General features: G+C 62.1%; 14 protein-coding genes and 1 pseudogene. 8 read left to right on the top strand and 7 right to left on the bottom strand.

Annotation, left to right across the window (positions count from 1 at the left end; genetic code table 11):
- Nucleotides 1–191: 191 nt before the first annotated feature.
- Nucleotides 192–1226 (top strand): annotated as a pseudogene (locus CWE01_RS34260) (cache and HAMP domain-containing protein); the annotation flags it as partial.
- Nucleotides 1206–2084 carry a methyl-accepting chemotaxis protein gene (locus CWE01_RS34255; protein ID WP_370868260.1) on the top strand — a complete coding sequence of 293 codons (879 nt, stop codon included), beginning with the start codon at nucleotides 1206–1208 and terminating at the stop codon, nucleotides 2082–2084. The pseudogene CWE01_RS34260 and the gene CWE01_RS34255, both read left to right, overlap by 21 nt.
- A 134-nt stretch (nucleotides 2085–2218) precedes the next feature.
- Here the strand turns inward: CWE01_RS34255 and CWE01_RS09950 are convergent, their stop codons facing one another.
- The 5 genes from CWE01_RS09950 to CWE01_RS09930 form a co-directional block, all read right to left on the bottom strand.
- Nucleotides 2219–2821, bottom strand: a complete 603-nt coding sequence (locus CWE01_RS09950; RefSeq protein ID WP_100940359.1) for a DUF924 family protein — start codon at nucleotides 2819–2821, stop codon at nucleotides 2219–2221.
- A 4-nt stretch (nucleotides 2822–2825) separates the two neighbouring features.
- Nucleotides 2826–3836, bottom strand: a complete 1011-nt coding sequence (locus CWE01_RS09945; protein WP_100940358.1) for a class 1 fructose-bisphosphatase — start codon at nucleotides 3834–3836, stop codon at nucleotides 2826–2828.
- Between the two features lie 152 nt (nucleotides 3837–3988).
- Nucleotides 3989–5317 carry a DUF3999 domain-containing protein gene (locus CWE01_RS09940; protein WP_371917135.1) on the bottom strand — a complete coding sequence of 443 codons (1329 nt, stop codon included), beginning with the start codon at nucleotides 5315–5317 and terminating at the stop codon, nucleotides 3989–3991.
- 32 nt (nucleotides 5318–5349) lie between these two features.
- Nucleotides 5350–8991, bottom strand: a complete 3642-nt coding sequence (locus CWE01_RS09935) for a DUF2339 domain-containing protein (RefSeq protein ID WP_100940356.1) — start codon at nucleotides 8989–8991, stop codon at nucleotides 5350–5352.
- 96 nt (nucleotides 8992–9087) lie between these two features.
- Entirely contained in the window at nucleotides 9088–11538 is a 2451-nt protein-coding gene (locus tag CWE01_RS09930) for a glycogen/starch/alpha-glucan phosphorylase (RefSeq protein ID WP_100940355.1), read from the bottom strand.
- A 265-nt stretch (nucleotides 11539–11803) separates the two neighbouring features.
- Here CWE01_RS09930 and CWE01_RS09925 point away from each other — a divergent pair, with 265 nt between their 5' ends.
- The gene (locus CWE01_RS09925) at nucleotides 11804–12238 is read left to right on the top strand and encodes a YkgJ family cysteine cluster protein (RefSeq protein WP_100940354.1); all 435 of its coding nucleotides are present in this window, start codon (nucleotides 11804–11806) and stop codon (nucleotides 12236–12238) included.
- 105 nt (nucleotides 12239–12343) lie between these two features.
- Here the strand turns inward: CWE01_RS09925 and typA are convergent, their stop codons facing one another.
- Both typA and thiI read right to left on the bottom strand, forming a co-directional pair.
- The gene (typA, locus tag CWE01_RS09920) at nucleotides 12344–14164 is read right to left on the bottom strand and encodes a translational GTPase TypA (protein ID WP_100940353.1); all 1821 of its coding nucleotides are present in this window, start codon (nucleotides 14162–14164) and stop codon (nucleotides 12344–12346) included.
- A gap of 139 nt (nucleotides 14165–14303) precedes the next feature.
- On the bottom strand, nucleotides 14304–15758 hold the full coding sequence (thiI, locus tag CWE01_RS09915; RefSeq protein ID WP_100940352.1) for a tRNA uracil 4-sulfurtransferase ThiI: 1455 nt from the start codon (nucleotides 15756–15758) through the stop codon (nucleotides 14304–14306).
- A gap of 331 nt (nucleotides 15759–16089) precedes the next feature.
- Here thiI and glnA point away from each other — a divergent pair, with 331 nt between their 5' ends.
- From glnA to CWE01_RS09885, 5 genes are all read left to right on the top strand, one after another.
- Entirely contained in the window at nucleotides 16090–17496 is a 1407-nt protein-coding gene (glnA, locus tag CWE01_RS09905) for a type I glutamate--ammonia ligase (RefSeq protein ID WP_100940351.1), read from the top strand.
- A 205-nt stretch (nucleotides 17497–17701) separates the two neighbouring features.
- The gene (locus CWE01_RS09900; protein WP_100940350.1) at nucleotides 17702–18088 is read left to right on the top strand and encodes a cupin domain-containing protein; all 387 of its coding nucleotides are present in this window, start codon (nucleotides 17702–17704) and stop codon (nucleotides 18086–18088) included.
- A 285-nt stretch (nucleotides 18089–18373) separates the two neighbouring features.
- Entirely contained in the window at nucleotides 18374–18943 is a 570-nt protein-coding gene (locus CWE01_RS09895) for a chorismate mutase (RefSeq protein ID WP_100940349.1), read from the top strand.
- A gap of 83 nt (nucleotides 18944–19026) precedes the next feature.
- Nucleotides 19027–19566 carry a DUF4124 domain-containing protein gene (locus CWE01_RS09890; protein WP_100940348.1) on the top strand — a complete coding sequence of 180 codons (540 nt, stop codon included), beginning with the start codon at nucleotides 19027–19029 and terminating at the stop codon, nucleotides 19564–19566.
- 7 nt (nucleotides 19567–19573) lie between these two features.
- The gene (locus CWE01_RS09885; protein ID WP_100940347.1) at nucleotides 19574–20209 is read left to right on the top strand and encodes a DUF4124 domain-containing protein; all 636 of its coding nucleotides are present in this window, start codon (nucleotides 19574–19576) and stop codon (nucleotides 20207–20209) included.
- Nucleotides 20210–20311: the final 102 nt, after the last annotated feature.

Below are 20311 nucleotides of genomic sequence, written 5' to 3'. Positions count from 1 at the left end.
AATACCATTCTGCCTGCATGAAAGGCCCGTAAGCCGATATTCAAGGCGCTACGCCCCGCCATGGCGAGCAATGGAAAAGCAGGACAAGGACTTCCGACGCCGACGTTGACCAAGAGAAATTGCCCCACAGGTCGTGACCTGTGGCAAATTGACGCCCCTCGTTGACCAGCCCCCTGTGGACAGCCCATTTCATGACCAAAAACTTCAAGTTCAGCCATAAGATTTTGTTGGCGGCGGCCCTGGTGGTCGCAGTGGCGTTCGCCTGCTTCATCCTGTTCAACGACTACCGCCAACGCGAGGCCCTGCGCCACAGCACCGAGGACTCGATGCAGGCCCTGGGCAGCCTGACCACCAGTAATATCCAGACCTGGCTGGAAAGTCGCATCCAGCTGTTGCAGTCGCTGTCCCAGCAGATCGCCGCGGACGGCAGCTCCGCCGACAGCCTGAAACACGCCATCGGCCTGCCCGCCTACAGCGGCAACTTCCAGCTCAGCTATTTCGGCAGCGCGGAGGGCGTGATGACCTCGGTTCCGGTGGGCAACCGCCCCGCCGACTACGACCCGCGCTCACGCGGCTGGTATAAAGCTGCTACCGCCGCGCAACAGACCATCGTCACCGAACCCTACATTGCCGCCTCCTCCGGCAAGCTGGTGATCACCCTCGCCACCCCGGTACAGCATCAGGGCCAGTTTATCGGCGTGACCGGTGCGGACATCGACCTGGGCAGCATCAGCGCCATCATCAACTCGCTGAACTTCGGCGGTCACGGGCATGCGTTCATCGTCAGCGCCGACGGCAAGATCCTGATTCATCCGGACAGTAAGTTGATCCTGAAAAACCTCTCTGACGCCTACCCGAGCGGCGCACCGAAAATCAGTGCCGGGCTCAAGGAAGTCGAGGTGGACGGCAAGCAGCAGTTCATCTCCTTCACCCACGTCAGCGGCGTGTCCTCGGTGGACTGGTACGTCGCCCTGGTGCTCGACCAGGACACCGCGTTCTCCATGCTCAGCGAGTTCCGCACCTCGGCGATCATCGCCACGGTGATCGCCGTGGTCATCATCATCGCCCTGCTGAGCATGCTGATCCGCGTGCTGATGCAGCCGCTGCACCTGATGGGCCGTGCCATGCACGACATCGCCGAGGGTGAAGGCGACCTGACCAAGCGCCTGGTCATCCACGGCCACGATGAATTCGGCACCCTGGGCATGTCCTTCAACCGCTTCGTCGAACGTATCCACACCTCGATCCGCGAGGTGGCCTCGGCCACCGGCCAGGTCAACGAAGTGGCCTTGCGGGTGGTCAGCGCCTCCAACTCGTCGATGATCAATTCCGACCAGCAGGCCAGCCGCACCAGCAGCGTGGCGGCGGCAATCAACGAGCTCGGTGCCGCGGCCCAGGAGATCGCACAGAATGCCGCCCTCGCCTCGCAGCACTCCAGCGAAGCCCGCAGCCTGGCCGAAGACGGTCAGCAGGTGGTGGAAAAAACCATCACCGCGATGCAGCAACTGTCGGCCAAGATCAGCGATTCCTGCGGCAATATCGAAACCCTGAACAGCAACACGGTGAATATCGGGCAGATTCTTGAAGTGATCACCGGTATTTCCCAGCAGACCAACCTGCTGGCGCTCAACGCGGCCATCGAGGCGGCGCGAGCTGGTGAGGCCGGGCGTGGATTTGCGGTGGTAGCCGATGAGGTGCGCAACCTGGCGCACCGCACCCAGGATTCGGCGCAGCAAGTGCAGAAGATGATCGAGGAGTTGCAGGTCGGCGCCCGGGAAGCGGTGAGCATCATGACCGACAGCCAGCGTCAGAGCGAAAGCAGCGTCGGCATCGCCAACCAGGCGGGCGAGCGGCTGGGCAGCGTGACCCAGCGGATCGGCGAGATCGACGGCATGAACCAGTCGGTGGCGACGGCGACCGAAGAACAGACGGCGGTGGTGGAATCGATCAACGTCGATATTACCGAGATCAATACGCTGAACCAGGAAGGCGTGGAAAACCTGCAATCGACCTTGCGTGCGTGTGCGGACCTGGAACAGCAGGCGGCGCGGTTGAAGCAGTTGGTGGGTAGTTTCCGGATCTGAAGATCCCCGCAAAACCTGTAGGAGCCGGCTTGCTGGCGATGGCGATGTCCGTGACGCAGATGATGTGGCGGATGTACCGGCCTCATCGCCAGCAAGCCGGCTCCTACAAGGTGTGCATCAGCTTCAACATCGGGTTAGAACCGTGAGCCCGGCTCACGCAGAAACGCCACTTCCTCGGCCGTGGACTCACGCCCAAGAATGGCATTGCGATGGGGAAAACGCCCGAACCGGGCAATGACGTCACGATGCCGCTCGGCATAGTCCAGGTTATCGGCAAACACCGCCCGCTCCGCTTCCGACTGCTCCGCCAGCAAATCCATGAACCGCGAAACCGCCTCATTCTGCACCGCCAGGTTTTCGCAGTGCTCAAACACCAGATAGATGAACGTCCGATGAATCGGTCGCAGCTGCCGATCAAGGTCCGCGGCAATGCCTTGCGCCACCAGCGCCTGGGCCCGGAGATCGCCGGAGAAAGATTCGGGGGTATCGCGAAAGATCATTCGCGGCAGTTGATCGAGTAACAACACCAGGGCCAGCCAACCTTCAGGACATTGCGTCCACTCGGTCAATCTGCCGGCCAGTGCCTGCTCGACAAGGTCCCCGAAACGCGTTCGCGCCTCGAGGTCCTGGCTGTCGCGCTTGCCGAACCACAACCGGCCCTTGTCAGCCGCTACGTCGTCAGGTGATTCGCAAGATCCGAACCACCACTCGAGCAACGGCTGCCAGGGCGCGGTCACGGGTTTATTCCTTGTGGTAAGCCGTGGCGCGTTCGACTTCTTCTTTCGAGCCGAGGAACACCGCGACACGCTGGTGCAGGCCATCCGGCTTGATGTCGAGAATACGCTGGTGGCCGTCGGTGGACGCGCCGCCCGCCTGTTCCACCAGGAACGACATCGGGTTGGCTTCGTACATCAGGCGCAGCTTGCCCGGCTTGGACGGCTCGCGGCTGTCGCGCGGGTACATGAACAGGCCACCACGGGTCAGGATGCGGTGCACGTCCGCCACCATCGCGGCAACCCAACGCATGTTGTAGTTCTTTTTCAGCGGGCCTTCTTCGCCAGCCAGCAATTCGCTGACGTAACGTTGTACCGGGGCTTCCCAGTGACGCTGGTTGGACATGTTGATCGCGAATTCCTGGGTGGACGTCGGGATCTTGATGTCTTCATGGGTCAGCACGAAGCTGCCCATTTCACGGTCAAGGGTAAAGCCTTTCACACCGTCACCCAGGGTCAGCACCAGCATGGTCTGCGGGCCGTAGATGGCATAACCGGCGGCGACCTGCTCGGTACCTGGCTGCAGGAAGGCCTTTTCGTTCAAGGCTTCGTTCTGGCTCAGGTATTCGTTCGGGCAACGCAGCACCGAGAAGATGGTACCGACCGGTGCGTTGATGTCGATGTTCGACGAACCGTCCAGCGGGTCGAATACCAACAGGTAGGCGCCTTTCGGGTATTTACCGGGGATCTGGTAGGCATTGTCCATTTCTTCGGACGCCATGCCGGCCAGGTGACCGCCCCATTCGTTGGCTTCGAGCAGGATTTCGTTGGAAATCACGTCGAGTTTCTTCTGCACTTCGCCCTGTACGTTCTCAGTCCCCATGCTGCCCAGAACCCCACCCAGCGCGCCCTTGGAGACGGCATGGCTGATTTCCTTGCACGCACGCGCGACCACTTCGATCAGGAAACGCAGATCGGCAGGCGTGTTGTTGCTGCGGGTCTGCTCAATCAAATAGCGACTCAGGGTAACGCGGGACATGGATGGCTCCGGAGATGGGGGGCTGAAAACCCGCGCAGTTTAACGCGAGTCGACATGTATTGCTTCCTGTCAGACCGAGTTCCGACAGGGAGAGTTCATGGACCGGGTTGAGCGTAGTCCAAAAGCGCGGGAATTCCGGTCGCTGCAAGGACCTAGGCCTGGGGTTTGCGCAACAAGCTGAAAGCCATCCCGGCCAAGGCCGCCACACCCAGCAACAGCACTACCCACAAACCGATCTTCTTCCAATCGGTGCCCACCACAACCGGCACCACCGGCGGCTGCACCGTGGTCACGGCCGCACCGCTCGCCGTGGCCTTGCCCAATCCGGCCAGACGCTGCGGGCTGTAATCGGGAATCAGGGTCGACAGCGACAGGTTCGCCGCCTTGACCGTCGGGTTGCCCAGGGCCAGGGAAAACGGCGGCTCGCCACGGGCCAGGAACACCAGTTGGGTGCTGCGCACCGCGAAACGCAAGGTCGGCGCCTGGGCGCCCAGGCCACCGCCACGCTCGTCGACCACCAGCTTCAATTGCGCCACGGCAAGACCGGGCAACTGCAACTGATCCTGGACCACGTCCTGGCCATTCTGGGTCAGGCGATAGAGCAAACCGCTGCTCAGCGTCTGCCAGGGCGCATTGCCGTCCTGGCGCCCGTACACGTTCACCGGCGCCAGGCTGTTGGCCTGCGCCAGCTCGACCCGCACCTGCTCAAGGGGCAGGCCGAGGGGCAATTGCCAGGTGTATTCCCCGGCCTTGGTACTCGTCCCGGCCAACGGCTGCGACCATACCAACGGCAACGGCAGGCTGCTGGTGGTGGAGCTGGCCAACTGCGCCGAACTGAGCACCGGCGCCGCCTGCGGCGACTGCCACAACAGGCGCAAGTAACGCGCCGACAACCCCGGCAGGGCGACTTCATGCTGCTCCACCCGCTCGTCGGCAAAGGACAAGCGCGCCACCTGCCCATCGCCCCAGGCCTGCCAGTGCTGCAGGTCGTCGCTGGCCTCGATGCTGAAACGCTGGAAGCCGTCGCGCTCGCTGCTCCAATCCAAGACAAGCTGCTGCAATGGGGTCTTGATCGCGCTGGCATCCAGCAGCCAGCCGCGCAGCACTTCTTCGCCGGCTTCCAGCTGACCCGAAGGGCTCACCTCGACCAGGGTGCCGTTGGCCGACGACCGGACCCGCACGCTCGGCGTGGCCTGGGGCGCATCGGCCGAGTTGTACAGCGGGAACCACTTCACATTCGTCAGGCTGCGGCTCTGCGTCTCCTGCGCCTGCTCCTGCGCCAGGGCATAGGCCTGGGGCTCACCGGCGGCATTGAATACCCGCACATCACTGAGGTCGGACTGGCGTGCGCTCAGTTGCAACGTCAGCGGCAGCTCCAGGCGATACCAGGGACCTTCGCCACTCAGGGTCAGGGGCACCTGGGTGTTGTAGTCGGTGGGTTTTTCCTGGGCGAACGCCGACAGCGTCGCGCACAGCGCCATGACGCCCAACCAGCGCGGGCTCAATGTGTGAATCAAGACGACACTCCTTCAGTTTCTTCGGTCACAGGCACTGGGTCCGGACGCTTGGGCGGCAGCGGTGCAAAGTAACCGACCACCAGCAACAGCACGCCCACGCCGATAAACGAGACGATCCGCGCCAGTCCGCCACGGTTGCTCAATTCGACAAAGAACAGCTTGGCGACCACCACGGCGATCAGCGCCGCGCCCACCAGCCAGACCTCGCGACGGTGGCGCAGATGCCCGCCGATCATCAGGCCCAGGGCAATCAGGGTCCAGGCAATCGACAGGCCCGCCTGCACCTGCATCGACTCCAGCAGGTCATCCAGGTTGAACGGCACACCGCCCCAATGGTGCGCGGTGCGCATCACCAGCGCGCTGACAAAGGCGAACAGCGAAAGCCCGGCCACGCCCTGGGTGACCAACTGTGCATAGTCGCGGCGCAGCGCCCATTGCGCCACGGCGCTCTGGGACCAGAGGTAGATCCCCAGCAGGGCGAACATCAGGCCCAGATCCAGCGGGTTGAGCAGCGACACATAAGGCAGCGGCTCGGCCTGGCCGTCGCTGAAGGTGTTCGCCAGCCAGAACCAGGCCAGCATCAGCACGGCCAGGGGCAAGGCGGCGTAGAGGCGATATTCGCGCGGGTAAGCCGCCACCGGCCATGGCCACTGGCGCGGTGCGGCCATCAGCACCAGATAGAGGCTCGGCAGGATCGCCCAGCCCAGCCAGCGCCAGGCGTTGTAATGTTCGGACAGGCTCATCAGGCCAAAACGCAACTCCAGCGCCAGCACGCCGAGAATCAGCCAGCAGCCCAGCACATGGGCATAACTCAGGGCCCTGGCGGGCAGGATCGGCGCCAGGCGGCGCAAGGACAGCAGATGCACGACGAACACCGCCGCCCAGGCCAGCCAGCCGTAATCGGCCGCCGGGTGATAAGCCGGGTGCCAGGCGCCGTAGAGCACCACCACCGCCACCGGCGTCAGCAAGGTGCAGAGCCGGCCCAGGGTCGGCCAGTTCAAGCGCGAGGCCAGCAGCGTCCAGAGCGTCACGCTGAGCGCCGCCCAGCCGAGCAAGAACTGGGGTTGCAGATGCGTAGGGACAAACCGCAGGATTTCACTGACCCAGGCCAACCCCCACCACAGCGCACCCCAGACCAGCAGGACATTGGACAGGCCGCCCAGGCTCAGGGCCTCAAAGGTCGCGGCCGGGGTCCCGCGTTGCAAGCGCCAGGCGCCGACCATCGCTGCCAGGCTCAGCACCATCGGCGTCCAGAAGCCACTGTGGGCCAATGGCCGCAGGCCCTCGGCAGTCAGCGCGCGGAACAGTTCCGGCTCGGCCATCAGGAACGCCGCGCCGCCAATCACCTGCAACAGCAGGCCGAAGACGAAACTCACCCGCTGCTGCAAATACAGGCTCAGCCAGATGATCAACAGGCCGCTGGCGGCCCAGACCCCACTGGCGGTTTCCCACGGCAGGACGAACAGCACGGCAAGGTTGATCAGCACCAGCCCCGCCAGCAACACCACCGACAAACCACGGAGCAAGCGCACATCGTTGCGCACCATCTCATCGCGGGCCGCCAGCAGCATTCCGGCGATCAGCGACAGGCCGATCAGAGAAGCGCTCATCAGGCCGTTCCAGCCGGCGTTGAACACCGCCGTCGAGTCGCCCTCCGCGCCTTTCAGTCGCAGCAGGAACAGCGCACCGCCGAGCAGTTGCACGGCAAAGGCACTGAACAGGAAACTCCGTGATTGCAGACGCAGGCCAACAAACAAAGTCGCCAACCCGGCCAGCGCCCAACTGATGGCCGTACCCTGGGAGAAGAAAAACAGCGGTGCCAACAGGTAGAGAAAGGTCAGGCCGCTGCAGGCGAGCACCGGTGCCAGGTTGCGCTCCCAGGACGAGAGCTGTTCAGGCAGCGCCTTGCGCACTTGCTGGAAGCTGAACAGCAAGGACCCGCCCAGCAGCAAGGCGCCCAGCGGTGCGCCGTCCAGCAGGCTGGTTTCACCCAGTTGCAGCTTGCCGAGAAACGCCAGCGCCGAACCGATCTGCAACAGCAGGGCAAACGCTCGGGCGAATGGCCGTTGCTGACGCAGACCGAGCCAGAAGATCCCCGCGCCCTCCACGGCCCAGGCCGCCGAAGTCCAACGGGCATCCAGGCCCAGCGGGATCGCCAGGCTGGCGAAGATCACGCCCAGGGCCAGGCAGGTTTCCCCCAGCAACAAGGCGCGCCCGCCCGCCAGTATCCGCGCCAGGCCCATGTAGATTATGCCCAGGCCCAGGGCACTGAACGCCGCGGCGAACTCCAGGTGCTGGACCACCGCGAATTGCAGGCCGAAGCCCACCAGCGGCGGACCGAACAGCATGGTGCCATCGACATAGTCGCCCTGGCGGGCCGACCAGTGCAGCAAGGCTTCACGGCTGTCGTCCTCGGGACCGGCGGCCATCTCGCGCAATTTACGCCGGGCAAACAACAGGCCGATCGCCAGGTACATCAGGAAGAACAGCACCAGGAAAGGTTCGGTGCTCCAGAGCAATTCCGGCTTGTAAGAACGCAGGCCCCAGGCGAAACCGATGCCGAAGGTGCCGACAAAGCCGATCAGGTTGAGCAGACGCCAGGTCTTGAACCAGGCGATGGCCAGTATGCCGGCATTGAGCAAGGCGAAGTAGCTGAACAGCGCCACATGGTTGCCGCTGCCGGTGGAGGTCAGGATCGGCGCGGCGAAGCCACCCAGGGCGGCAGCGGCAGCCAGGCCGAGAGCGTCCTGGGTGATGGCGAGAATCGCCGAGAATACGGTGACCGCCACCAGCAGGCCGAGGGCGGCCGAGGGGTCGAGCAACGGATGCAGGCGCATCGCGGCAAACACCGTCAGGTACAACACCGCGATCCCGGTGCCTTGCAGCATCAAGGCGTAGTTGCTGTTGCGCAGGCGCAGCCACCAACCGAGCCCGAGCAGGCCGATGGCGCAGGCGGCGACCCCGGCATAACGCGCCTCGATCGGCACCACCATGCCTTCGGTGGCATAACGCAGCAGGAAGGCCAGGCCGAGAAACAGCAGGAGCACGCCGACGCGCAACACCGTGTTGCCACCGAACAGCCAGTTGCGCGCGCCGGCCAGGGCACGCTCGATCAGGTTGGGTTCGCGTGGGGCGCGCGGCGCTTGTGGCTCGCGGGATTCGACCATGACCGGTTCCGGCGCCCAGGCATCGACCTCGGGGTGTACGTTCTCGGATCGAGGGGTTTCGCGCGCAGATTCCTGAAGCTCGACCGGTAGCTCCCAGACCAGCTCGGGAACGGCCCGCAGGGCTTCAGGGATGGGTGCGTGGGATTGTTCAGCGGGAGCTTGTTCGGCAACGGCTTGCGGCGCTTGCTCAGGAACTTCGGGCGTCGCCTCAGTGACCAGCGCTGCAACAGACGGTTCCGGCGCCCTGCCCGAAGTGATTTCGAGTTGGCGCACGCGCAGCTCGATGGTCGCCAGGGCTTTTCGCGCCTGTTCCAGTTCGACCACCTGCTCGGCGGCTCGCCGGCCCAGGCTCATCAAGCGCAAACTCTGGCCGATGCCCAGGCCCAAAAGAGCACCGATCAGGGCGTCGGTGAACACCGAGTCCACCAGCCAGCCCAGTGCCAGGCCCACCAGCATCAGAATCCATTGCATGCACGATATCCCTATGCGGCGTCCGAAAAGATGCCGCGTAGTATATCGATCCGGCCCCCGGAAAGTGGGGCCGGCCGCACAACTTGCCGCAAAAAGTTAATCCAGCGCTTTCCAGATTTCCGTGGCGTATTCGCGAATGGTCCGGTCCGAGGAAAACCAGCCCATTCGCGCACTGTTAAGTACGGCAGAACGCCACCATTCCTTGGAGTCGTGCCAGTGGGCTTCGACCCGGGCCTGGGCACTCCAGTAGGAGTCGAAATCGGCGCAGACCAGGAAGCGGTCGTAGTCGATCAACGAATCCACCAGCCCGACATAACGGGACGGATCATCCGGTGAAAACACCCCGCCACGAATGGCTTGCAGCACATCGTTGAGCCGATGGGAGGCGGCCACATCCGCCGCCGCGCTGAACTCGCCGCTGTGTTTGCGCGATTCCACCTGCTGGGCGCTGAGACCGAAGATGAACATGTGCTCCTCGCCGATCCGCTCGCACATCTCGACGTTGGCCCCGTCCATGGTGCCGATGGTCAGCGCGCCGTTGAGACCGAACTTCATGTTGCTGGTGCCCGAGGCCTCGAAGCCGGCGGTGGAAATCTGCTCCGACAGGTCCGCCGCCGGAATGATGCTTTCCGCCAGGCTGACGTTGTAGTTGGGCAGGAACACCACCTTGAGCAAACCGCGCACGGTCGGGTCGTTGTTCACCGTGCGAGCGATGTCGTTGGCCAGCTTGATGATCAGCTTGGCCTGGTGATAACTGGCCGCCGCCTTGCCGGCGAAGATCTTCACCCGTGGCACCCAGTCGGTTTCCGGCTCGGCGCGGATCGCCTGGTACAACGCCACGGTGTGCAGCAGGTTGAGCAACTGGCGCTTGTATTCGTGGATCCGTTTGACCTGCACGTCGAACATTGCCGCCGGATTGATCGCGATCCCCAGGCGTTCATGGATCAGCGCCGCCAACGCGCGCTTGCTGTGCAGGCGCTGTTCGGCGAACTGCTTGCGGAAGCCGGCCTTCTCGGCAAAGGGCTCCAGGCCCAGCAGCAGTTCCTCGGGGTTGTCGAGCAGCTCCGGGCCGACAGCGTCAACCATCATGGCGGTGAGTTTCGGGTTGGCCTGGTAAAGCCAGCGGCGGAAGGTGATGCCGTTGGTCTTGTTGTTGATCCGCTCCGGATAGAGCTTGTGCAGTTCGGAGAACACCGTGCTGCGCATCAGTTGGGTGTGCAGGCCGGAAACGCCGTTGACGCTGTGGGAGCCGAGGAATGCCAGGTTGCCCATGCGCACCCGCCGGCCGTTGTCCTCCTCGATCAGCGAGACCGCGCGCAGCACGTCGAAATCGTGGATGCCCTTGGCCCGCAGCGAGTCGATGTGCTGGGCGTTGATCAGGTAGATGATCTGCATGTGTCGCGGCAGCATGCGTTCCATCAGGCCTACCGGCCAGGTTTCCAGGGCTTCGGGGAGCAAGGTGTGGTTGGTGTAGGAGAGGGTTTCCACGGTGACCTGCCAGGCCGCATCCCAGGCGATATCGTGCAGGTCGACCAGTTGGCGCATCAGCTCGGCCACGGCAATCGAGGGGTGCGTGTCGTTGAGCTGGATCGCCGCGTGCTCGCCGAGGCTGAGCACCGAGTCGTGCATGTTCTTGTGCCGGCGCAGCAGGTCCTGCAACGAGGCGGAGACAAAGAAGTATTCCTGGCGCAGCCGCAGCTCCTGGCCGGCCTCGGTGCTGTCGGCCGGGTACAGGACCCGGGAAATGCTCTCGGCCCGGGCCACTTCGGCCACCGCGCCAAGGTGGTCGCCGGCGTTGAAGCGCTCCAGGTGCAGCTCTTCGGTCGCCCGGGCGCGCCACAGCCGCAGGGTGTTCACACTGGCGCCGCGCCAACCCACCACCGGCGTGTCATAAGCCACCGCGCGCACGGTTTCCGACGCCGTCCAGACCTGGCGGGTCGCGCCGTTTTCGTCGGTGATGGTTTGCACCTGGCCGCCGAACCCCACGGGATAGATCACTTCGGCGCGTTCGAACTCCCAGGGGTTGCCGAAGTCCAGCCAGTTCTCGGTCTGTTCCTGCTGCCAGCCGTCGACGATGGCCTGGCGGAACAAGCCATGTTCGTAGCGAATGCCATAACCGTGCCCGGCGATCCCGAGGGTCGACATGCTTTCCATGAAGCACGCCGCCAGGCGCCCCAGGCCACCGTTGCCAAGGGCCGCATCGGGCTCCAGGAGGCGAATGCGCTCCAGGTCCACCCCGAGCTCCACCATCGCCTCACGAACGATCTCCAGGAGGCCGAGATTGCTCAGGCTGTCGTACAGCAATCGCCCGATCAGGAATTCCAGGGACAGGTAGTACACCCGCTTCTGGCCCTTGCGGTAGATATGCCGGGTGTGGTCCATCCAGTGTTCGACCATATGGTCGCGGGCGGCCAGGGCAATGGCTTCAAACCAGTCATGATCAAACGCGTGGTCCGGGTCCTTGCCCACCGCGTATGTAAGTTTGGCGAGGACAGCGTCGCGAAAGGCAGCGACCTCGGCTTCACGGACAAGCGGTTCCTGAGACATCGGTACAACCTCTAGCGAGATGGACGATTTGAAAGACGAGTTTTCTGAGCCTAGACGGTTCGACACAGGGTGGCGCTGCTGGTTCGGCGTTTTTTGCAGATCGCCTCGGGAAAACCCGATGAGCCGGGATTGCCCCAAAACCATGCAGTCCCGTGGAAATCTCCCTGCAAAGGCGCGTTTGTACGAAAAACCGTCAAAAGGTTGTTCACAAATCCACCAGCCCCGGTATCATCCCGCGCCCTGATACACCCTGGACAACAGCCGGATGAAACCTACCCTGATCGCCGCCGCGGAACTCGACCGCCTCGAAACCTGGCAGAAATACGCCAGCCATATGTGCGGAGGCTGCATCTCCAGTTGCTGCACCTTGCCGGTGGAAGTGAAGATCAAGGACCTGATCCGCATCGGCATCGTCGACGAATTCGAGCGTGGCGACCCGCCGAAGAACATCGCCAAGCGCCTGCAGAAGGAAGGGATCGTCGAGCGCTACAACCAGAAGTCCGAGATCTTCACCTTGCAGCGCATGAGCAACAACGATTGCCTGTACCTGGATCGCAAGTCACGGCTGTGCACCATCTACGAGAAACGTCCGGACACCTGCCGTAACCATCCAAAAATCGGGCCACGCCCGGGCTACTGCGCCTACAAGCCCAAGACTCCGGAACGCCCGGCGCCGGACAAGATGCTGTACAACTTCTGATCGGCTTCTGCTCGCCACATCGGCGACATCAAATTAAACCGCACAAACAAAAACGCCCCCGACCTTGCGGTCGGGGGCGTTTTTTTTGCCAGCTAACTAAATGACTTAGTTACCGGACTTCTTGGCAGCGCGGGTACGCTCGCTTTCGCCCAGGATCTTCTTGCGAAGACGGATGGACTTAGGCGTGACTTCGCACAGTTCGTCTTCTTGCACGAACTCCAGAGCCTGCTCCAGGGTGAAGCGGATAGGCGGAACCAGAGCGATGGTTTCGTCTTTACCCGAAGCACGCATGTTGTCGAGCTTCTTGCCTTTGGTTGGGTTGACGCCCAGGTCGTTGTCGCGGCTGTTGATGCCGACGATTTGACCTTCGTACACGTCTTCACCGTGACCCAGGAACAGTTTGCCGCGAGCTTGCAGGGTTTCCAGCGAGTAAGTCAGTGCCTTACCGGTAGCCACCGAAACCAGCACGCCGTTCTGACGGCCGGACATGTCGCCGGACTTCATCACGTCGTAACGGTCGAAGATCGAGGTCAGGATGCCCGCACCGGAGGTCAGGGTCAGGAACTCGTTACGGAAACCGATCAGGCCGCGAGCCGGGATGTTGTACTCAAGGCGCACACGGCCCTTGCCATCCGGAACCATGTTGGTCAGGTCGCCTTTACGGATACCGATCTGTTCCATGATCGAACCCTGGGATTCTTCCGGCAGGTCGATGGTCACGTTTTCGTACGGTTCGTGCTTGACGCCGTCAACCAGGCGGATGATCACTTCCGGACGACCAACACCCATTTCGAAGCCTTCGCGACGCATGGTTTCGATCAGTACCGAGAGGTGCAGCTCACCACGGCCGGAGACTTTGAACTTGTCGGCGGTGTCGCCTTCTTCAACGCGCAGGGCAACGTTGTAGAGCAGTTCCTTGTCCAGACGTTCCTTGATGTTACGGCTGGTGACGAACTTGCCTTCACGACCGCAGAACGGCGAGTCGTTGACCTGGAAGGTCATGGAAACGGTTGGTTCGTCAACGGTCAGCGGCTTCATCGCTTCGACGTTCAGTGGGTCGCACAGGGTGTCGGAGATGAACAGCTGGTCGAAGCCGCTGATGCAGACGATGTCGCCGGCAGCTGCTTCTTCAACGTCGATACGGTGCAGGCCGTGGTGACCCATCAGCTTGAGGATACGACCGTTACGCTTCTTGCCGTCAACGTCGATAGCCACGACCTGAGTGTTCGGCTTGACGCGACCGCGAGCGATACGGCCAACGCCGATAACACCCAGGAAGCTGTTGTAGTCCAGTGCCGAGATCTGCATCTGGAACGGACCGTCACGGTCAACCTGTGGAGCTGGAACGTGGTCGACGATGGCCTGGTACAGCGGGGTCATGTCTTCCGCCATGGCGGTGTGTTCCAGACCGGCAATGCCGTTCAGGGCCGAGGCGTAGACGACTTTGAAGTCCAGCTGTTCTTCGGTGGCACCGAGGTTGTCGAACAGGTCGAAGATCTGGTCCAGAACCCAGTCCGGACGCGCGCCTGGACGGTCGACCTTGTTGATCACCACGATTGGACGCAGGCCGGCTTCGAAAGCCTTCTTGGTCACGAAACGGGTTTGCGGCATAGGGCCGTCTTGAGCGTCAACCAGCAGCAGAACGGAGTCAACCATCGACATTACGCGTTCAACTTCGCCGCCGAAGTCGGCGTGGCCCGGGGTGTCCACGATGTTGATGTGGTAGCCGTTCCAGTTGATGGCGGTGTTTTTCGCCAGAATGGTAATACCGCGCTCTTTCTCCTGGTCGTTGGAGTCCATCACGCGCTCGTCGTTGAGCTCGTTGCGCTCCAGGGTGCCGGATTGACGCAAGAGTTTGTCTACCAGGGTGGTCTTACCATGGTCAACGTGAGCAATGATGGCGATGTTGCGTAGATTTTCGATCACTTGTGTATCTCGATCAGAGGATTCGGTGTGCTGACAGGTCGTGGCAGCGATTAACAGTAGAGTCAGGCCTAGCCGTTACAGCTTGACGGCAGAGTCGGGGGGCCGGTGACGCAGGCCACAGGCAAACAGCCCCGGGCTCTTAGCTCGGTCGATAAACGCGCACATTGGCATGCCCCTCACTGAGCAAATGGTGGGCATGCAGGCGACTCATCACGCCTTTGTCGCAATACAACAGGTACTGGCGAGTAGGGTCCAGTTCCTTGAAACGAGCGTTCAGGGCATAAAACGGCATCGCTTGTACCTCGATGCCAGCGATCGCCAGCGGGTCGTCTTCCTGAGCATCCGGGTGACGGATGTCGATCACGATATGACCGGCCAGCGCCTCGCTGACTTCTTCAATCTGCAAATCTTGGCCCAATTCGTCGATCACTCGATCGATGGGTACCAGTTTGGCCCGCTCGAGCGCCCGCTCGAGAATCGCCATGTCGAACTGTTGTTCTTCGTACTCCACGCGGTTGCGCTTGGCGTGGGTCTTGGGGTTCACCGAAATGACCCCGCAATATTCCGGCATGTGCTTGGCGAAATCCGCCGTGCCGATCTGGGTCGCCAGGTCGATGATGTCCTGCTTGTGACTGGCGATCAGCGGACGAATCACCAGCTTCTCGGTCACGCAGTCGATCACCGACAGGTTCGGCAGCGTCTGGCTGGACACCTGGGAGATCGCCTCGCCGGTCACCAGCGCGCCGATCTCCAGGCGATCGGCCATGACGGTAGCAGCGCGCAACATCATACGCTTCAATACTACGCCCATATGACTGTTATCGACTTTGCCGAGAATTTCTCCCAGCACTTCCTCGAACGGCACGCTGATAAACAGCACCCGTTGGGAGCTGCCGTACTTCTTCCAGAGGAAGTGGGCGACTTCCATCACCCCCAGTTCGTGGGCGCGGCCACCGAGGTTGAAGAAGCAGAAATGGCTCATCAGGCCGCGGCGCATCATCTGATAGGCGGCCACGGTGGAGTCGAAACCGCCGGACATCAGCACCAGCGTCTGCTCGATGGAACCCAGCGGGTAGCCGCCCAGGCCGTTGTGCTGGCTGTGGATGACAAACAACCGTTGGTCGCGAATTTCCATCCGCACCTCGACTTCCGGCTCCTTGAGGGAAATCCCGGCGGCATTGCACTGTCGGCGCAACTGGCTGCCGACATATTTTTCCACGTCCATGGAGCTGAAACCGTGCTTGCCGGCACGCTTGCAACGCACCGAAAAAATCTTCCCGGGCAGCGCATCGCCGAAGTGCTCCTTGCACTGGGCGGTGATCGCGTCGAAGTCACCCAGCGGGTATTCGTCGACCTGCAGGAAATGCGCGATGCCCGGCATGCAGCACAGGCGTTCGGTCAGTTCCTGCAAGGCCTTGGGCTCGCTCAGCGCGGTTTCCAGCTCGAGGTTGTCCCACACGCCGTTCACCACCACGTCCGGGTCCAGGTCACGGAGCACGGTACGGATGTTCTTGGCCAGCTGGCGGATGAATTTCATCCGGACAGGGCGGCTTTTAATGGTGATTTCGGGGAAGACTTTTACGATAAGTTTCATGAAAACAGCGCGCGAAGGGCCGGCCGAAAAAGGGGGGCGCGGATTATAGCGGAAATTGCTCAAGGTTTAACCAGTTATTGTGCAGATGGTTTTGAGCGCACCAAAACAGGTCGTCTCCAATTATTTTAGACCCATAATGGTGCGGCAAAGGCCCGAAAATTCTCCTATGCTCGCTGCAACGCGTGAGATTGGGGCAAAAAACCCATCGCGGGGCACTGGCATGCAATTTGCTCTCTTGTGAGGCAGGTTGCCTTGGCCGATATTCGCGCCGGCATCACCACTCTTTCAGGGCTAACTCCACTACCCAGCCCGAAGCCACCCGGAGGACACCATGTCGAAGTCGGTTCAACTCATCAAAGATCATGACGTTAAATGGATTGATCTGCGCTTCACTGATACCAAAGGCACTCAGCACCACGTGACCATGCCGGCCCGTGATGCACTGGATGACGAATTCTTCGAAATCGGCAAAATGTTCGACGGCTCCTCCATCTCCGGCTGGAAAGGCATCGAAGCCTCCGACATGATCCTGATGCCGGACGACAGCACCGCCGTACTCGACCCGTTCACCGAAGAGCCGACCCTGATCCTGGTCTGCGACGTGATCGAGCCTTCGACCATGCAGGGCTACGACCGCGACCCACGTGCGATCGCCCGTCGTGCCGAGGAATACCTGAAGTCGACCGGTATCGGCGACACCGCTTTCTTCGGCCCTGAGCCAGAATTCTTCATCTTCGATTCGGTCAAGTTCAAGTCCGACATCTCCGGCTCCATGTTCAAGATCTTCTCCGAACAGGGTTCGTGGATGTCCGACCAGGACGTGGAAGGCGGCAACAAAGGCCACCGTCCAGGTATCAAAGGCGGCTACTTCCCGGTTCCACCGTTCGACCACGACCACGAAATCCGTACCTCCATGTGCAACGCACTGGAAGAGATGGGCCAGACCGTCGAAGTTCACCACCACGAAGTGGCGACTGCCGGCCAGAACGAAATCGGTGTGAAGTTCAACACCCTGGTCAACAAGGCTGACGAAGTCCAGACCCTGAAGTACTGCGTACACAACGTGGCAGACGCCTACGGCCGTACCGCGACCTTCATGCCAAAACCGCTGTACGGCGATAACGGCTCGGGTATGCACGTTCACATGTCCATCTCCAAAGATGGCAAGAACACCTTCGCTGGCGAAGGTTATGCCGGCCTGTCCGACACCGCCCTGTACTTCATCGGCGGTATCATCAAGCACGGTAAGGCCCTGAACGGCTTCACCAACCCGTCGACCAACTCCTACAAGCGTCTGGTCCCAGGTTTCGAAGCTCCGGTAATGCTGGCCTACTCGGCACGCAACCGTTCCGCCTCGATCCGTATTCCTTACGTCAACAGCCCCAAGGCTCGTCGTATCGAAGCCCGCTTCCCGGATCCGGCTGCCAACCCTTACCTGGCCTTCGCCGCACTGATGATGGCCGGCCTGGACGGTATCCAGAACAAGATCCACCCTGGCGACGCTGCTGACAAAAACCTGTATGACCTGCCGCCTGAAGAGGCCAAAGAGATTCCACAGGTGTGCGGTAGCCTGAAAGAAGCCCTGGAAGAGCTCGACAAAGGTCGTGCGTTCCTGACCAAAGGCGGCGTTTTCAGCGACGACTTCATCGATGCCTACATCGAGCTGAAAAGCGAAGAAGAAATCAAGGTACGCACCTTCGTACACCCACTGGAATACGAGCTGTACTACAGCTGCTAAGCCAGTCGCGCTCGCGCAAGCGGCGTAACAAAAGGCCACCTTCGGGTGGCCTTTTTCATGGGCAGAAATCGAGATTTCTTGAAACGTTTCCAGACTGGCAGGACGCTGTGGCGCGGCGTTAACTAGGGGCTCCCGACCTTGTGACGGGAACCACAGGCACCGCACGTGGCGTGCGGTACAAGGACGTTAACCTGGAAGCCAGCACATGATCTCGATCTCGACTCCCTCAGCACAAACCCCGCCTGTTCCTTCAGCCCAGGTACTGCTGCGCAGTACCTGCTCCTGGGACGGCACCCCTTACGAACGCTACCCCACGGGCGCACCGGAACTGACCTTGTTGCAGGTCAACATCCCGGCCGACACCGAACTGGGCTGGCACATCCACCCGGTTCCCAGCGCCGCCTACATCCTGTCGGGTGAAGTGTGGGTGGAGACCCGGGAAGGCGGCCATCACCGGTTATTGAAACAGGGCGACACAATCGCAGCCCTGGTCAACATCCAGCATCGAGCCAAGACCGGCGCGACGCCGGTGGACCTATTGGTGTTCTATGCCGGCACCGAGGGCGTGCCGCTCTCGGAATCGGGCCTCTAATAGCCCCTACAGATTTTTGCCGAACACAAAATGTGCATTCAACACTGAACTGTAGGAGCAAGGCTTGTCGGGACGCCGCACCGCCGCCAAGGGGGCCTCAAGATCGCTAAAAGCTTCGCGGGCAAGCCCTGCTCCTACAGGTATTGTGGTGTTTTCAAGATCCCACGCCACGAATGGCCTCCCGGGACACACCAACATTTTCTTCATGAAAAGAAACTGGCGCCCATCCGCGCTTGTGACGTTTACTCGAAGCCCTGTGCCCACCCTCTGGACGAAGCTCGCTCCATGTACCTGACAAAACGCCTTGCCAGCCCGCTGCTACTTATCCTCCTCAGCACCGGCGCCTTCGCCGAAACCCCGAAGCCCACACCCGCTCCCGCGTCCCTGGCGCCCTTGCTCCAGGCCGTGAGCGAACGGCTGGATATCGCCGATCAGGTCGCCTTGACCAAATGGGACAGCGGCAAGCCGATCCAGGACAGCCCGCGCGAACAGCAAGTCATCGCCAACGCCGCGCAGGAGGCCGCCACCTACCAACTCAATCCTGAAGACATCAGCCAATTCCTAGCCGCCCAGATCGAAGCCAACAAGCTGGTGCAATACGCCCTGCTGGCCAAGTGGCACGCCGCGGGCAAGGCCCCGACCATCGCCCGGCCCGACCTGGTCAAGCAGATCCGTCCGGCGCTCGACCAACTGCAAGTCCGCCTGCTGCAGCATTACGCCGCCTTCGCCGCCTCCCGACAGGACCCGCAGTGCCCGGCCTGGCTGGCCCAGGAGCGCCAGGTCCTGAGCACCGACGAGATCCATGACCTGGCGCTGATCCGCGCCGTGGGCGAGTTGTGCCTCAGCGGGCGCTGAAGCCGTTGAAGGTTGTGCTCTATGCTGACACCCTGAAGCACCTGGGCGGGATGTCACCGCCAGGACCATTATCGGGAGCGCCCATGGGTCGAAGCCTTCTTTTGCTGCTAATGGCCGTCGCCTTGCCGGCCGCCGCACAGATCTACAAGTACACCGACGCCAGCGGTAACACCGCCTATAGCAACCAGCCGCCAGACGGCACCCCCGCGCAGACCGTGGAGCTGCCGCCGCTCAACAGCGTGGGCCAGCAGCAGTCGTACACCCTGCCGCTGCCCACGCCGGCGACACCCGCACCGGCGACCTCGGCGGCGACACCCGCCAATGCCGGCGTGGCCTACAGCACCCTGGAGCTGACGGACATCCCGACCCAGGAAGCCCTGCGCGCCAACAACGGCACCTTCACCGTCGGCGTGAAGATGGAGCCGCGCCTGCAACGCCAGCACCTGCTGCGCCTGGTGCTCGACGGCGCGCCCTATGGTCAGCCAAGCAATGTGCCGCGCCTGCAACTGGTGAATATCGACCGCGGCGACCATACCCTCGGCGTCCAGGTGCTGGCCGGCGAACAGGTCGTGCAGCAAAGCGCCCTCGTACCCTTTACCGTCCAACGGGTACACAAGCCTTGAGCCACTCATGATTCGCGTTTTAGTCCGCCTGCTGCCGCTGCTCCTGACGCTCTGCGCCGGCTCGGCGCTGGCCGAGATCTATACCTACATCGACAGCCAGGGCAATCGGGTCTTCACCGATCAGCACCGGGCCGGCGCCAAGGCGGTGCCGCTGCCGCCGGTCAATCGCCTGTCGCTGACCCCGGCGACGCCCCTGCCGACGCCCGCCACCGCGCAAAAGCCCAAGATCCAGCCGATTGTTCATTACCAGATGCTACGCATCCTGGTGCCGGACCCTGATGCCACCATCCGCAGCACCGAAGGCAACCTGATCGTCAGCGTCACCAGTGAACCCGGCCTGATGCCCGGGCACACCTACCAATTGCTGCTGGACGGCAAACCCACCGCCGCGCCCGGCCCCAGCCCGGTGTTCGCCTTGAACAATATCGACCGCGGCAGCCACCAGTTGGCGGTGGAAATCCTCGACGAACACGGGCGGATCGCCGAGCGCACGGCCAACCAGCCTTTCCATATGGTGCGCATCTCGCTGGCGCAGAAACGCCAGGCCAACCCCTGCCAACTGGCCGACTACGGCCAACGGCCGGAATGCCCGCTGGCGGACAAGCCCGAGGAAGAAAGCAGCAGCATTTTGCCGTTCCTCTGACCCCTCCTCTTCATGGCACCAGATTGGTGCACTAAACTGCACACCTACCCGAACCAAATCCCATTTTGGTTCGAAAGTACCCGTCGCATCTGGCAGAACGCC

Origin of the sequence: Pseudomonas sp. QS1027, from assembly GCF_002814235.1 — a bacterium.
GTDB lineage: Bacteria > Pseudomonadota > Gammaproteobacteria > Pseudomonadales > Pseudomonadaceae > Aquipseudomonas.
The sequence above is the reverse complement of the archived record's forward strand: the minus strand, read 5'-3'. Positions and strand labels throughout refer to the sequence as shown.

Excerpts from the sequence above, each read along its gene's own strand:
- CWE01_RS09895 (WP_100940349.1), top strand. The coding sequence starts at position 18,374 with ATGTACCTGACAAAACGCCTTGCCAGCCCGCTGCTACTTATCCTCCTC.
- glnA (WP_100940351.1), top strand. The coding sequence starts at position 16,090 with ATGTCGAAGTCGGTTCAACTCATCAAAGATCATGACGTTAAATGGATT.
- CWE01_RS09945 (WP_100940358.1), bottom strand. The coding sequence starts at position 3,836 with ATGTCCCGCGTTACCCTGAGTCGCTATTTGATTGAGCAGACCCGCAGC.
- CWE01_RS09935 (WP_100940356.1), bottom strand. The coding sequence starts at position 8,991 with ATGCAATGGATTCTGATGCTGGTGGGCCTGGCACTGGGCTGGCTGGTG.
- CWE01_RS09925 (WP_100940354.1), top strand. The coding sequence starts at position 11,804 with ATGAAACCTACCCTGATCGCCGCCGCGGAACTCGACCGCCTCGAAACC.
- CWE01_RS34255 (WP_370868260.1), top strand. The coding sequence starts at position 1,206 with ATGTCCTTCAACCGCTTCGTCGAACGTATCCACACCTCGATCCGCGAG.
- CWE01_RS09885 (WP_100940347.1), top strand. The coding sequence starts at position 19,574 with ATGATTCGCGTTTTAGTCCGCCTGCTGCCGCTGCTCCTGACGCTCTGC.
- CWE01_RS09940 (WP_371917135.1), bottom strand. The coding sequence starts at position 5,317 with ATGGCGCTGTGCGCGACGCTGTCGGCGTTCGCCCAGGAAAAACCCACC.
- CWE01_RS09930 (WP_100940355.1), bottom strand. The coding sequence starts at position 11,538 with ATGTCTCAGGAACCGCTTGTCCGTGAAGCCGAGGTCGCTGCCTTTCGC.
- thiI (WP_100940352.1), bottom strand. The coding sequence starts at position 15,758 with ATGAAACTTATCGTAAAAGTCTTCCCCGAAATCACCATTAAAAGCCGC.
- CWE01_RS09890 (WP_100940348.1), top strand. The coding sequence starts at position 19,027 with ATGGGTCGAAGCCTTCTTTTGCTGCTAATGGCCGTCGCCTTGCCGGCC.
- CWE01_RS09900 (WP_100940350.1), top strand. The coding sequence starts at position 17,702 with ATGATCTCGATCTCGACTCCCTCAGCACAAACCCCGCCTGTTCCTTCA.